Origin of the sequence: Caballeronia sp. INML3B (assembly GCF_023631305.1) — a bacterium.
GTDB classification, from domain to species: domain Bacteria; phylum Pseudomonadota; class Gammaproteobacteria; order Burkholderiales; family Burkholderiaceae; genus Caballeronia; species Caballeronia turbans.
On sequence record NZ_JALQDI010000001.1, the window covers coordinates 388,345 to 401,950 of the forward strand.

Consider the following 13,606-nt stretch of genomic DNA (forward strand, 5'->3'; position numbering starts at 1 on the left):
GCGTGCAAGCTTTTCGCGCAACTCAGCCAAAGTCAATACAGATATAACGTCGCATAAGTGGCATCAGGGGTGGACAATGAACACCATGCTTTATCCGGAACTTTATAAATCGCTGGAATCCGTCCGCTGGGATATGGAGAAGGACATTCCTTGGGACAAATTCGATGCGTCCCTGCTCACCGACGAGCAGGCCAGGACGATCAAGATGAACGCGATCACTGAATGGTCCGCTCTCCCCGCAACGGAAATGTTCCTGCGTGACAACCACGATGACAGCGACTTCTCCGCTTTCATGAGCGTGTGGTTCTTCGAGGAACAGAAGCACTCGCTGGTACTGATGGAGTATCTGCGGCGCTTCAAGCCCGACATGGTGCCGACCGAAGAGGAACTGCACGCGGTGCGCTTCGAATTCGACCCGGCGCCGCCGCTTGAAACCTTGATGCTGCATTTCTGCGGTGAAATCCGTCTGAACCACTGGTATCGCCGCGCGGCCGAATGGCACACGGAACCGGTCATCAAGCACATCTACGAAACCATTTCGCGCGATGAAGCCCGCCACGGCGGTGCGTATCTGCGCTACATGAAAAAGGCGCTCGCGAATGCGGGCGACACCGCGCGCGCCGCGTTCGCGAAGATCGGCGTGCTGATGGCCTCCGCGCGCCGCACGGAAAAGCCGCTGCATCCGACCAATCTGCATGTGAATCAGGCGCTCTTCCCGCGCGATACCGTGCAGTCGCGCCTGCCCGACCCGGAATGGCTCGAGCGCTGGCTCGACGACCAGATCCGCTTCGACGACAGCTGGGAGAAGAAGGTCGTCGAACGTATCTTGCACAACCTGTCGATTCTGTTCGAGCGTTCGTTTGCGACCGCGCAGGAGCTGAATCGCTATCGCAAGGAAGTGACGCAGCGTCTGCAAGCCGCGTCGGGCGGGGCGGCCGAGCAACCGGCCTGAGCGTCAGGCCTCCACGCCTTGGAGACGAGACGGCCCGCCGGGTAGAACCGGCGGGCCGTTTGCATGTGTGTCCGCATCGATTCGAATTGCGTGCAAAGCGCCGTGGCACAATGCGCGCTTTCAGCACATCGCAACCCGCGCCGCCATGCCCGCCATTTTCGAACGCAAGATCACCACGCGCGAAGCGCTCGCCGCGCGCCGTCCGGCCCTTACCGGTCCCGTCGTCTTCACCAATGGGGTCTTCGACATTCTTCATCGCGGTCACGTGACCTATCTCGCCGACGCGAAAGCGCTCGGCGCGACGCTCATTGTCGGCGTGAACAGCGATGCCTCCGTGCGCACGCTCGGCAAGGGCGACGATCGCCCGATCAATCGCGAGGACGATCGCATGGCGCTGCTCGCGGCGCTGGAGAGCGTCGACTGGGTCGTAAAGTTCGAAGAATCGACGCCGCTGGAACTCATCGGCGCCTTGCGCCCGGACGTGCTCGTGAAAGGCGGCGACTACGACATGGACAAGCTGGCGGAATCGGCGCTCGTGCGCGGCTGGGGCGGCAAGGCGCTCGCCATCGCGTTCGAGCACGATCGATCAACGACCGCGCTGCTCAAAAAGGTCCGCGCGCAGTCCTGATTCGCGCTCGCGATTTCATTGCCCGAGCGGCGCGGCCTGCACGTTGGCGGCAGGCGCCGGTCCGCCGACACGCGGCTGATCGAACGCTTCCTCGGGCCCGAGCGGGCGCGTCGCGAGCGCTTCGGGATGGACCTGCTGCAACAGATGATGCGGCTCGCGCGCGCCCGCGGCGGGAAGCGGGCCGAACATGCCGCGCATGACCGCGAACATCAGCAAGTTGGCGAGAATCAGAAGGGCGATCAGCCAGCGCAGCATTCTTTGCTCCGTCCGTCAGTCAAATCAGTTAATCAGGATGAATGCCGCGCCGTCGCGTCGCGCGCAATGAGCGCGAGCCCGGACAGCACGAGGGAATCGTGGCGCGTATGCGGCACGTCGAGCGCGCCCGCGATTTCATTTGCGGCGCCGCCGCCGAGCACCAGCCGGACGTCAGCTTGCCAGTCCGCTTTCAGGTCATGCCACGCGCGCTCGATGAGCGCCGCCTGCGCGAGCAGGCAGCCGGCCGAGAGCGCGGCGGCGGTATCGGTGGCGAAGAGACTGCGCGTCTGATTCAGCGCCTCGCGCGCCGATGCGGCGTCGAGCGTCGGCAATTGCGCGGTGTGGCTGCCGAGCGATTCCATCATCAGCGACCAGCCGGGCGCGATCAGGCCGCCCGTGAAGACGCCGTCGGCGCGTAATGCTTCGAGCGTCGTCGCGGTGCCGAAGGTCGCGACGAGCAGATGCTCGCCAGGATACGCGGCGCGCGCGGCGATCATGCCGGCCCAGCGATCGCTGCCGAGACGCGTCGGGTCGGCGTAACTGTTGATCACGCCGCACTGCTCGGCGCGCGCGCGCACGACGGTGCGCGGCAGCGTCGGCCAGCGCGCGTCGATCAAACGTTGCATGCGGTTCTGCACCGGCATGCCCGCGACGTTCGAAATCCATGCGCTCGCCGGCGTCGGCAACTCGGACCATTCGCCGAGCGCGGCGTCATCGGCGACGGTCGAATGATGCGCGTGCTCGAAGGCGCCGGTCGTCAGCGACGCGCCGGTTTCATCGACGAGCGACCACTTGATGCGGCTGTTGCCGGCGTCGATGAGCAGATACGGCGCTTCGCTCACGGACGCTCCCTCGCGAGGCGCAGCGTGAGTTCGCCGGTCGTGACGGTGCGCGGGCCCTCGGGCGCGTCGATCAGCAACTGGCCGCTCTCGTCGACGCCCGATGCGATCCCGCGCGTCACTTCCATGCCTTGATCGATCAGCACGACCTCGCGCCCGGCCCACGCGTGCGCGTCGAGCCAGCGCTGGCGAAACGGCCTGAAGCCTTCGGCTTCGAAACGCGGCAGCGCCGCGTCGAGCGCGTTGAGGAGCGCGGCGAGGGTGTCGGTGAGATTGGCGTCGGGCCATGCGCGCGCGAGCGTGGCGGGCGCGGTGCCGGGCGCGGACTGCGAGGCCTTGCGATTCGCATCGTCGACCTGGGCGGCGAGCTGTTCCGCGCCATGCAGGTTCAAGCCGATGCCGATCACGACCGCCGTCGCGTCCGGCGTGTTCCACGCGGTTTCGATCAGGATGCCGGCGAGCTTCCCGTCGTCGAGCAGGACGTCGTTCGGCCATTTCAGCGCGGGCCGTGCGGAAGGCGAAAGCGGCAGATGCGCAAGCGCATCGAGCACCGCGACGCCGATGGCGAGACTCAGCCCCGACAGCCCTTCGATCGGCCGCTTCAGCACGCAGCCGACCGACATCAACAGCGCATTGCCCGGTTCGGCGAGCCACGCGCGGCCGCGCCGTCCGCGTCCGGCGGTCTGCGAATACGCGACGCGAGCTATCGGCGCGGGCGTGCTGCCGCGACGCGACGCGCGCAAGCGCTCCATCAGGTCGGCGTTCGTCGAGCCCGTTTCGTCGACGATGTCGATGGTCCAGTCGCGGGCGGGCCGTTCGGCGAGCGTCGCGAGCCGGGTGCGGTCGATGCGCCAGGGCGCGTCGGGGGCGAAGGGAGTTGAGTTCATGGCGGATATTGTAGCGGCGCGATGGGCGTTTTTCGCCTGCTGCGGCGGCGTCCGCTCCGCGCGCCCGAACCTCGCCTCGTAACGTGCGGCGCCGGGTCCGGGCGCCTGCTGCGCGGGACCGCCCGCGAATTTGTCCGTTCGCCATGCGCGCCACCATCGCCGCGCCTCGATGGCACACTTCGCTACAATGTCCTCTCCCTTTCAACCGCGTCTCACCGCGCCATCGATCCTTGGACTTCGACACGCCGCCGCGCCTAAGAGTGGAAGCCGGCCAGCACGGCAAGGTGGTCCGGCTCTCGGGCCAGTGGACCGCGCTCGCGCTCGCCCGCGACCGCGCGAAGAGCGGCGTCACGCGGCGGCTGCGCGCCATCGGGCGTGAGGCGATCAGCCAGTGGGATCTGTTGTCCGTCGAGCGGCTCGATCACGTCGGCGGTCAGGCGCTGTGGCGTGTCTGGGGCCGCAGGATGCCTGCGACCGTCGCACTGTCGGATACCCAGCGCGAAATCTTCGAGCGCGTCGCGCTGCTCGATGCCGAGCGCGAGGAACCCGAGCCCGTCGATCGCGTCGATCCCGTCACGCGCCTCGGCCAGCTGATCTTCGGTTTCTTCGATCACCTCTACGACGGTCTCGCAATGTTCGGCGGCTTCATGCTCGATCTCGCCGGGCTCGTCCGGCGTCCGCAGCGCATTCCGTGGACGGAAATCTCGGCGAACATCTACAGCGCCGGCGCACAGGCGCTCGCGATCACCGCGCTCGTCGCGTTTCTGATCGGCATCGTGCTGAGTTATCTGTCCGCGCAGCAGTTGCAGGCGTTCGGCGCAAATCAGTACATCGTGAATATTCTCGGGCTGTCGGTGATCCGCGAGCTCGGACCGGTGCTCTCCGCGATTCTCGTCGCCGGGCGCTCGGGTTCGGCGATCACCGCGCAGATCGGCGTCATGCGCGTCACGGAGGAACTCGACGCGATGCAGGTCATGGGCATTCCCCACGGCCTGCGGCTCGTGCTGCCGCGCGTGGTCGCGCTCGGCGTCGCGATGCCGCTGCTCGTCATGTGGACCAACATCATTGCGTTGACGGGCGGCGCGCTCGCGGCGAAGCTCGTGCTGTCCATCGACATGAACTTCTTCATCCGCTCGCTGCCGTCGGTGGTGCCGATCGCCAATCTGTGGATCGGGCTCGGCAAGGGCGTCGTGTTCGGCATGCTGATCGCGCTCGCCGCGTGTCATTTCGGCTTCCGCATCAAGGCGAATTCGCAGAGTCTCGGCGAAGGCACGACGACGTCCGTCGTGACGTCGATCACCATCGTCATTCTCGCGGACGCCGTGTTCGCGATCCTGTTTCAGCACGTCGGACTCTGACCGCCATGTCGACCACGCTCGCCACCGCCGTTCGCCATCAGCCGCCGCCCGTCATCGCGGAGCCGGTGATCGAGGTGCGCGATGTCACCAAGCGCTACGGGCGCACGGTGATCCACGAGCATCTGAATCTGGATGTGCGGCGTGGCGAGATCGTTGCGCTCCTGGGCGGATCGGGCTCGGGCAAGACGACCCTCGTGCGGCAGATTCTCGGGCTGGAATCGCCGACATCGGGCACCATTCGCGTGCTCGGCGAGGAATGGGCGCGCATGGACGAAGAAACGGCGAAAATGCTGCGCACGCGCTCCGGCATGATGTTCCAGCAAGGCGCGCTGTTCTCGTCGCTGACTGTATACGACAACATCGCCCAGCCGTTTCGCGAGCTCGGCAAGATTCCCGAGGATCTGATCCGCGAATTCGTGATGCTGAAGCTCGAGATGGTCGGGCTGTCGTGCAAGCATGCGAGCAAGATGCCGTCGGCGCTGTCGGGCGGGATGGTGAAGCGCGTGGGCATCGCGCGGGCGATCGCGCTCGAACCCGAGCTGCTCTTTCTCGACGAACCGACCGCCGGCCTCGACCCGAAGGCATCCGACGAGTTCGTCGATCTGATCGCCACGCTGCATCGCGCGCTCGGGCTGACCGTCGTCATGGTCACGCACGATCTCGATACGATGGTCGCGCTCTCGACGCGCGTCGCCGTGCTCGCGGACCGGCGCGTGCTCGTCGCGGCGCCGGTGGAGGAGGCGTGCGCGGTGGATCATCCGTTCATTCGCGAGTATTTTCTCGGGCGGCGCGGGCGTCGCGCGCTGCAGGCGCTGCCGCCCGAGCGTCGCGCGAAACTGCCGCCGGCCGCGCTCGAGGACGCGCCGATCGCCGTCAACAAATAGCCGAACGACGCTCCACCGACGCCGCCGCGAAGTCAAAGGAATCTGCCGATGGAAAACAAATCACACGCGTTCTGGACCGGGCTCTTCACGATCGCCCTCGTGCTGGCCATCGCTTTCGCCGTGTTTTTCTTCAACGTGGATCGCACCGTGCGCGTGCCCTACGACCTGATCGCGCGCACCAACGTGACCGGCCTTTTCACGGACGCGTCCGTGCGTTATCGCGGTCTGGGCGTCGGCAAGGTGGAGTCGATCCGCTTCGACAAGGCGCATCCGGGGCAGATCCGAATCCGCATTCTCGTCGACAAGAACGCGCCGATGACGCATTCGACCTTCGCGACGCTCGGCTTTCAGGGCGTGACCGGCATCGCGTTCGTGCAGCTCGACGACACCGGCAATGATCCGAGTCCGCTTGCTTCGTCGCCGCAGCACGTCGCCGAAGTGCCGATGCGCCCGGGTCTTTTCGAACAGTTGCAGCAGCGCGGCGACGTGATCCTGAAGAAGTTCGAGCGCCTGTCCGAAGACGCCGACAAGTTCCTCTCCGACGACGTGCGCAATCAGCTCATGGCCACGACGAAGAGCCTGCAGGGCGCGGCGGACAGCATCGCGACGCTTGCGGGGCAGGTGCAGCCGGTCACGGCGCAGTTGCCGCAGACGCTGAAGCAGATCAACACCACGCTCGCCTCGACCAACCAGCTCGTGCAGAACCTGAATCGTCCGGATGGCCCGTTCGTCATCAATCTGAACAAGGCGGGCAAGGCCGCCGAGGACGCGAGCGCCGCGCTCGCGGACATGAACGAGTCGCTGCGCTTCGTGACGGCGCGCGTCGGCTTCGAGGCGTTGCCGCGCTTCTATTCGTTCAGCGACGACGTGAGCGCGGCCGCGCGTTCGGTCGATCGCGCCGCCGACGCGTTCAGCACCAATCCGCGCAGCGTGCTCTTCGGCCCGCCGCAAAAGGAGCCGGGACCGGGCGAGCCGGGCTTCACGTGGCCCGCGAAAGCGGCGCATTGATCGAGAAAAACACATGGCAGACATCGACATGAAAGGAGCAGTCGCGGCGTTCGCGCTCGCTTGCGTCACCTTGCTCGCGGGCTGTGGATCGACGTCCACCGCGATGCCGAACGCGCATTACGACCTCGGCGCGCCGCCTGCGGCCAGCGCGACGGCCAACGCCTTGCCGACGCCGCCGGTGAAGGTGCTCGCGGTGGCCGCGCCGCGCAGCCTGGAAACCGATGCGTTCGCGTATCGCCTGAGCTACGTAGACGCCCAGCGCACGGGCAGCTATTCGGACAGCCACTGGACGATGCCGCCCGCGCAGCTCCTCACGCAGCGTCTGCGCAACGCGCTCGCGGCGCGCGGCCCGATCCTGTCGGGCGCCGATCCGGTGCGCGCCGTGCCGCTGCTCGAAGTCGAGCTGACGAGCTTCGAACAGGTCTTCGACGCGCCCGAGCAAAGCCATGGCCTCGTGTCCGTGCGCGCGACGCTGACGCAGCAAGGCCGCGTGGTCGGCCAGCGCAGTTTCGCCGCGAGCGCGCCTGCGCCGAGCGCCGATGCATCCGGCGGCGCGCGGGCGCTCGCGGCCGCATCGGACGATGTAATCGCGCAGCTTTCCGCGTGGCTCGCCGCACAACCCCTTTCCGCTTCGCGATGACCTTCTGTTGTTTCACCATCCGCCCAGCGCGGAGGCGTCCGGGCGGCTCATGACGATCAAGCAATGGCAGCGCCGCCCGTCGGCGTTTTCCCGGCAGGCGCTCGCCGCATACGCGGCGCTCGTGGTCTACGGTTCGCTCTATCCGTTCTCGGGCTGGCGCTCGCTGGGCCTGAGTCCGTTCGCGTATCTCGCCGATCCGCTGCCGCAGTATCTGACCGCCTTCGATGTCATCACGAACGTGCTCGGCTACATGCCGCTCGGCTCGCTGATCGTGCTCGCGCTCTATCCGCGCTTTCGCGGCACGCTCGCGGTGGGCGCGGCGCTCGCCGGCGGCGCGTTGCTGTCCGGCACGATGGAAGCCATTCAGACGTATTTGCCGACGCGCGTCGCCTCGAATCTCGATCTCGCCGCCAATGCGTTCGGCGCGCTCGTCGGCGGCGTGCTCATCGCGCCCGCGACGAGTGCGCTGCTCGACCGCGGCCTGCTGCGGCGCATCCGCTTCACGTGGTTCGAGCGCGACGCGGCGTATGTCATCGGGCTGTCGGCGCTGTGGCCGTTCGCGGCGATGTTCCCCGCGCCGTATCTCTTCGGCGGCGGCGACCTGCCGCGCGTGCTATGGGACGAGCTCGACCCGTCGATGCAGGACGCGATCCTCGCGTGGACGCCTGCGCCATGGGACATCGAAAGCTGGCCCGACCGGTTGGGCGCGCTGCTCCCGGACGACGCCTGGGAAGCGCTGATCACGTCGACGAGCCTCTTTGCGGCGCTCGTGCTCGCGACGCTGCTCACGCGCAAGCGCGCGCCGCGCATCCGGCTGATGCTCAGCCTCGTCGCGATGACGCTCTTCGCGAAAGCGGGCGCGACTTTCCTGCAATCGCGCGCGGGCCTGACCTTCGACTGGGCGACGGACGGCGCGCTCGAAGGCATTGCCATCGCGGTGACGGCGGGCGTGCTGTCGGTGTCGCTGCCGCGCGGACTGCGCGCGGCGCTCGCGGGCGCCGCGCTCGTCGCCTCGCTCGCGCTCGTCAATCTGCTGCCGGTGAATCCGTATTTCGACATCGTGCTCGCCGACTGGCGGCAGGGACGCTACCTGCATTTCAACGGGCTCGCGCACTGGCTCGCGTGGGTCTGGCCGTATGCGGCGCTCGGCTGGCTCGCGTCCGCGGCCGAGCGCGCGTGGCTCGCGCGGCGTCGCGCGCGCAAGGCGAGCCGCCCGGCGTGACGCCCGGCGTGTCGCCCGGCGTGTCGCCCGGCGTGTCGCGGCGGGCACGAACATCGCTCGCTATAATCGACCGACACTCTCATCGCACCCCGCTCATGGATTCCTTCTACAAGTATCACGTGTTCTTTTGCCTGAATCAGCGCGACGCCGATGCGCCGCGCCCCAGTTGCGCGAACTGCAACGCACAGGCCATGCAGGAGCACGCGAAAAAACGCGTGAAGCAACTCGGCCTCGCGGGCGAAGGCAAAGTGCGCATCAACAAGGCCGGGTGTCTGGACCGCTGCGAGTTCGGGCCGGTCGTGGTCGTGTATCCGCAAGGCACGTGGTACACGTATGTCGATGAAACCGATATCGACGAAATCGTGGAGTCGCATCTGGCCAACGGAAAAATCGTCGAACGTCTTCTCATCGATCAACCGGCATGAACGCGCAAACCGAAAAATTTCTGATCGACGGGCCGGTCGGCAAGATCGAATGCGCGCTCGACCGTACCGATTCAGCGCCGCGCGGCATCGCGCTCGTCGCGCATCCGCATCCGCTCTTCGGCGGCACGATGGACAACAAGGTCGCGCAGACGCTCGCGCGCACTTTCGTTCAGCTCGGCTACACGACGTATCGCTCGAATTTTCGCGGCGTCGGCGCGACGGGCGGCGAGCATGACAACGGCATCGGCGAGCAGGACGATCTGCTCGCGCTGATCGACCACATGCGCGCGCAACCCGGGCAGGCCGACGTGCCGATCGTGCTCGCGGGCTTTTCATTCGGCACCTTCGTGCTGTCGCATGTCGCGAAGCGCATGCTCGAAGCGGGCAAGCAAATCGAGCGGATGGTGTTCGTCGGCACGGCCGCGAGCCGCTGGGAGGTCGCGCCCGTGCCGGACACCACCCTCGTGATCCACGGCGAAGTCGATGACACCGTGCCGATTCGATCCGTCTACGACTGGGCGCGGCCGCAGGAACTGCCGGTCGTCGTGATTCCGGGCGGCGAGCATTTCTTTCACCGCAAGCTGCATATTCTCAAGCGCGTGATCGTCGACGCGTGGCGCTGAGCACGCGCTCGACCCGCGAGCGGCGCAAGGCTTCTGAAGGGCTGTGCGCGCGCATCGTTTCCTGATCGGTAAAAGCGGCTAAGCGCAGCCTGAAAAACGTTAAAACGCGCGGCAGAAGGGCAGATTCAAAGGAAAACGGAAGCGGGCCACGCGTATAATGGCGCAGAATTTTTTCGCTGTTTCCGGCCGTGCGATGCTCCGACGAACTTGTCGCGGTCATCGAAACTCCGGCTTCCGAGAACCGTTTTCGCGTCCGTCTGTCGAACGAGCGCTTTTCGCCGCGGCGCCCCGTGCCGCTGTCCTGGCGATCAGCCCGACCGACAGCGACGGTCAGCCTGTTCAACCCGTGCTTCGCCGATCATCCGATCCCCGATCGTCCTCGTCGCAGCCTGCTTTTTCCGCCGATCGATCCTATGCGCTTTGTCCCTGCCGGCCTGTCTCTCCCTTCTGTTTCCATCGTTCAACATCGCGCCATCAAAGCCGCACTCGTGCTGCCGGCCGTGCTGGCCGCCGCGAGCGCCTTCGCGCAAGTGCCGCCGCCCGACGTGACCGCGCGCTCGTGGGTGCTCGTCGATGCCACCAGCAATCAGGTGCTCGCGTCGGGCAATCCCGATGAGCGCGTCGAGCCCGCATCGCTCACGAAGCTGATGACCGCGTATCTCGTCTTCGACGCGCTGAAGGCGAAGAAGATCAACATGGATCAGACCGTCATGCCGAGCGAGGCCGTGCGCCGCGTGCGCACGGACGAGTCGCGCATGTTCATCGAGGCGAACAAGCCGGTCACCGTGCACGATCTCGTCTACGGCATGATCGTGCAGTCGGGCAACGATGCGGCCATCGCGCTGGCCGAACTCGTCGGCGGCAGCGAAAGCAACTTCGTGCAGTTGATGAACGCGGCAGCGAAGCGCATCGGCATGACTCACACGAACTTCGCCGATGTGAACGGCATGCCCGATCCGCAGCACTACACGACCGCCGGCGATCTCGCCGTGCTGTCCACGCGCCTCGTGCGCGACTTCCCCGAGTACTACAGCATCTTCTCGGTGAAGGAATTCACGTACAACAAGATCAAGCAGCCGAACCGCAACCGCCTGCTGTGGCTCGATCCGACCGTCGATGGCCTCAAGACCGGCCACACGAAGGCCGCGGGCTATTGCCTGATCGCGACCGCGAAGCGCTCGCTCGTGGGCGTGCCCGATGCGAGCCGCCGTCTCGTCGCCGTGGTGATGGGCGAGCCCAAAGAGCACAACCGCGTGCAGGACAGCCTGAAGATGCTGAACTACGGCTACACCGCGTACGACGCACTGCGTCTGTACAAGGCGAATCAGGTGATCGAATCGCCGCGCGTGTACAAGGGCGCCGCGGACAACGTGCAGGCGGGCGTCACGACGGATCAGTACATCACCGTGCCGAAGGGTTTGGGCGAGAAGGTCAAGCCGACCGTCACGCACAACGATCTGATCGTCGCGCCTATCAAGAAGGGCCAGCAGATCGGAACCGTCAAGATGATGGCGGACGGCAAGGAGGTCGCGCAGTTCCCGCTCGTGGCGCTGCAGGACGTGCCGGAAGCGGGCATCTTCGGCCGCCTGTGGGATTCGGCGCTGCTCTGGTGGCAGAAGCGCAAATAATCGAAGTCAGCGAAGTTTGAGCGGCAGTTTTTGAGAAAGGAGCGGTCCCGATGAGCCAAGCCGAAGTTTTCGATCCGACGGTTTATCTGAACGGCGAGTGGGGGCCGCTTTCCGAAGCGCGCATTCCCGTGCTCGACCGCGGGTTCATCTTCGGCGACGGCGTGTATGAAGTCGTGCCGCTCTACGGGCAAGCCGATGGCACGCGCCTGCCGTTCCGGCTCAAACAGCATCTCGCGCGGCTGAATCGCAGTCTCGGCAAGATCCGTATCGACAATCCGTTCGACGATGCCGGCTGGCGTGCGTTGATCGATCGCGCGATCAGCGAAAACGCCGGCAACGGCGACGCGCTCGTCTACATTCAGGTCACGCGCGGCGTCGCGAAGCGGCGCGGGCATGCATTTCCGGCCGGCATCACGCCGACCGTGTTCGTCATGCTCGGCCAGCTCGTTTTTCCGAGCGTGGCGGATCGCGCACGCGGCGCGGTGGCCGTGACCGCCGAGGACAAGCGCTGGCTGCATTGCGACATCAAGTCGGTGTCGCTGCTCGGCAATGTGTTGATGGCGCAGCACGCCGCGGAAAACGACGCGCTCGAAACCATCCAGTTGCGCGATGGCTTGCTGACCGAAGGTTCGTCCTCGAATGTGTGGGTCGTGAAGCGCGGCACGCTGCTCGGCGCGCCGCGCGGACCGCGCATCCTGGAAGGCATCCGGTACGGGCTCATCGAGGAGCTGGCGAGCGAGGCGGGCATTCCATTCGAGGAGCGCGACATCACGGAAGCCGAATTGCGTTCGGCCGACGAAGTCATGATCAGCTCCGCGACGAAGGAAGTCATGCCGATCACGACGCTCGACGGAAAAAGCGTCGGCGACGGCCGTCCCGGTCCAATCTATGCTGCGCTGTACGACGCCTACCAGCGGGCCAAGGCGCGCGAGTTCGCGCAAGAGGCCGCGCGAGCCAAGCCAGGCGCGAAGTAAAGGAGAACGCCATGTCTGACAAGCCACAATCCACCGATCCAACCGATTCCGCCGCGCACAGCGCCGACGAACTGTTCGACTTTCCCTGCGACTTCCCGATCAAGGTAATGGGCAAGACGCATCCGGAATTCCACGACACGATCGTCAGCCTGCTCAAGGAGTTCGACCAGGATTTCGACGCCTCGCGTGTCGAGGCCCGTCCGTCGTCCGGCGGTAATTACACCGGTCTCACCTGCACCGTGCGTGCGCAGAATCGTCCGCATCTCGACGACATCTATCGCGCGCTCACCGGCCATCCGATGGTCAAGGTAGTGCTTTGAGCTTGCTCGCTGGCGCGTCGCACACCGCCGGCGTGCGCTCGTAGAGCAGCCTGAACTGCTCGGCTTCCTCGAACACCCATTCCCTGAACGCCTGCACGCGCTTCGTCTGAAGGAGCGCCGTCGGACACACGAAGTAGTACTTCCACGGACTCGGGCCGTCTATGTTGAAGAGGCGCACGAGCCGTCCCGCGATGATCTCCTGCATCGCGAGCGATCGCCGCACGAGTGCGACGCCTTGTCCGTCGATGGCCGCCTGCAGCAGATTCGACGAATCTTCATACAGCACGCCGCGCTTCGGCTCCGGAAGATCCGTGAGGCCGGCCGCGTCGAACCACGGGCGCCACAATTCCTCATCCGACCGCAAGAGCGGCGTGGCCGCCAGATCGCCGGGCACGCGCGGCAACGCGCCGCCGCGAAAATTCGGCGAGCACGCGGGAAAGAACACCTCGTCCAGCAACTCCTCCGCGTGCAGACCCGCGTACTTGCCGTAGCCGAAACGGATGGCGACATCCACATCGTCGCGGTTGAAGTCGGTGAGCGCGTTCGTCGACAGCAATTCGAGATCGACTTCCGGATGTTTCTCGATAAACCGGCCGACGCGCGGCGTCAGCCACCGCGCCGAAAACGACGACAGCATCGACACGATCAGCCGCCGGTCGCGATCGCCCGAGCGGATGCGGCGCGTGGATTCGGCCAATGCGACCAAGGCCGCGCGCACCTCCGCGGCGTATTGCCTGCCCCGGTCGGTGAGACGCACGCGTTTGCCGTCGCGCACGAAGAGCGACACGCCCAGTTCGGCCTCCAGCGCGCGGATCTGATGACTGACCGCGCCGTGCGTGACGAAAAGCTCGTCGGCGGCGCGGGAGAAGCTCTCGTGACGGGCGGCGGCCTCGAAGGCACGCAGCGCGTTCAGGGCGGGAAGCTGTCGGAGGTCCATGTGGATCGTTGGCGTGGTCGTTGTCA

General features: G+C 66.1%; 17 protein-coding genes. 12 read left to right on the forward strand and 5 right to left on the reverse strand.

Annotated features, from left to right (window positions below):
• Positions 1-76 precede the first annotated feature (76 nt).
• The gene (locus NCS58_RS01790) at positions 77-952 is read left to right on the forward strand and encodes an acyl-ACP desaturase (RefSeq protein WP_061116825.1); all 876 of its coding nucleotides are present in this window, start codon (positions 77-79) and stop codon (positions 950-952) included.
• A gap of 145 nt (positions 953-1,097) precedes the next feature.
• A complete protein-coding gene (gene rfaE2 / locus NCS58_RS01795) occupies positions 1,098-1,580 on the forward strand; it encodes a D-glycero-beta-D-manno-heptose 1-phosphate adenylyltransferase (RefSeq protein WP_250476195.1) in 483 nt (160 codons plus the stop codon).
• 15 nt (positions 1,581-1,595) lie between these two features.
• Here rfaE2 and NCS58_RS01800 read toward each other — a convergent pair whose 3' ends face one another.
• The 3 genes from NCS58_RS01800 to NCS58_RS01810 are packed head-to-tail and all read right to left on the reverse strand — an operon-like array spanning position 1,596 to position 3,561.
• Positions 1,596-1,835 (reverse strand): hypothetical protein, encoded by a 240-nt coding sequence (locus NCS58_RS01800; protein WP_061116826.1) that lies wholly within the window; start codon positions 1,833-1,835, stop codon positions 1,596-1,598.
• Positions 1,836-1,867: 32 nt separating this feature from the next.
• Entirely contained in the window at positions 1,868-2,677 is an 810-nt protein-coding gene (locus tag NCS58_RS01805; protein WP_250476196.1) for a type III pantothenate kinase, read from the reverse strand.
• Complete coding sequence (locus tag NCS58_RS01810; protein WP_061116828.1) at positions 2,674-3,561, reverse strand: biotin--[acetyl-CoA-carboxylase] ligase; 888 nt, start codon at positions 3,559-3,561, stop codon at positions 2,674-2,676. Before NCS58_RS01810 ends, NCS58_RS01805 begins: the two co-directional genes overlap by 4 nt.
• A 230-nt stretch (positions 3,562-3,791) precedes the next feature.
• Between NCS58_RS01810 and NCS58_RS01815 the strand changes: the two genes are divergently transcribed.
• From NCS58_RS01815 to NCS58_RS01845, 7 genes are all read left to right on the forward strand, one after another.
• Entirely contained in the window at positions 3,792-4,919 is a 1,128-nt protein-coding gene (locus NCS58_RS01815) for an ABC transporter permease (RefSeq protein ID WP_061116829.1), read from the forward strand.
• 5 nt (positions 4,920-4,924) lie between these two features.
• Complete coding sequence (locus tag NCS58_RS01820; protein WP_061116830.1) at positions 4,925-5,803, forward strand: ABC transporter ATP-binding protein; 879 nt, start codon at positions 4,925-4,927, stop codon at positions 5,801-5,803.
• A 48-nt stretch (positions 5,804-5,851) separates the two neighbouring features.
• Positions 5,852-6,811, forward strand: coding sequence for an MlaD family protein (locus NCS58_RS01825; RefSeq protein ID WP_250537728.1), 960 nt, complete (start codon positions 5,852-5,854; stop codon positions 6,809-6,811).
• Positions 6,812-6,824: 13 nt separating this feature from the next.
• Entirely contained in the window at positions 6,825-7,451 is a 627-nt protein-coding gene (locus NCS58_RS01830) for an ABC-type transport auxiliary lipoprotein family protein (RefSeq protein ID WP_250537729.1), read from the forward strand.
• Between the two features lie 49 nt (positions 7,452-7,500).
• Positions 7,501-8,673 (forward strand): VanZ family protein, encoded by a 1,173-nt coding sequence (locus tag NCS58_RS01835; RefSeq protein WP_061116833.1) that lies wholly within the window; start codon positions 7,501-7,503, stop codon positions 8,671-8,673.
• A 95-nt stretch (positions 8,674-8,768) separates the two neighbouring features.
• A complete protein-coding gene (locus NCS58_RS01840; RefSeq protein WP_250537730.1) occupies positions 8,769-9,098 on the forward strand; it encodes a ferredoxin in 330 nt (109 codons plus the stop codon).
• Positions 9,095-9,721, forward strand: a complete 627-nt coding sequence (locus tag NCS58_RS01845) for an alpha/beta hydrolase (protein WP_250537731.1) — start codon at positions 9,095-9,097, stop codon at positions 9,719-9,721. The genes NCS58_RS01840 and NCS58_RS01845 overlap by 4 nt, the downstream gene beginning before the upstream one ends.
• Here the strand turns inward: NCS58_RS01845 and NCS58_RS01850 are convergent.
• A complete protein-coding gene (locus NCS58_RS01850; RefSeq protein WP_143756291.1) occupies positions 9,690-9,941 on the reverse strand; it encodes a hypothetical protein in 252 nt (83 codons plus the stop codon). The genes NCS58_RS01845 and NCS58_RS01850 overlap by 32 nt on opposite strands.
• A gap of 193 nt (positions 9,942-10,134) precedes the next feature.
• Between NCS58_RS01850 and NCS58_RS01855 the strand changes: the two genes are divergently transcribed.
• From NCS58_RS01855 to NCS58_RS01865, 3 genes are read left to right on the forward strand one after another with little or no spacing between them, the layout of a single operon-like run.
• On the forward strand, positions 10,135-11,349 hold the full coding sequence (locus NCS58_RS01855; RefSeq protein ID WP_061116944.1) for a D-alanyl-D-alanine carboxypeptidase family protein: 1,215 nt from the start codon (positions 10,135-10,137) through the stop codon (positions 11,347-11,349).
• 50 nt (positions 11,350-11,399) lie between these two features.
• Positions 11,400-12,323 carry a D-amino acid aminotransferase gene (locus tag NCS58_RS01860; RefSeq protein ID WP_250537732.1) on the forward strand — a complete coding sequence of 308 codons (924 nt, stop codon included), beginning with the start codon at positions 11,400-11,402 and terminating at the stop codon, positions 12,321-12,323.
• Between the two features lie 11 nt (positions 12,324-12,334).
• Positions 12,335-12,643 (forward strand): DUF493 family protein, encoded by a 309-nt coding sequence (locus NCS58_RS01865; protein ID WP_061116837.1) that lies wholly within the window; start codon positions 12,335-12,337, stop codon positions 12,641-12,643.
• Here the strand turns inward: NCS58_RS01865 and NCS58_RS01870 are convergent.
• Positions 12,627-13,580: a transcriptional regulator GcvA gene (locus NCS58_RS01870; RefSeq protein WP_250537733.1), complete on the reverse strand. Its 954-nt coding sequence runs from the start codon at positions 13,578-13,580 to the stop codon at positions 12,627-12,629. The genes NCS58_RS01865 and NCS58_RS01870 overlap by 17 nt on opposite strands.
• Positions 13,581-13,606 lie beyond the last annotated feature (26 nt).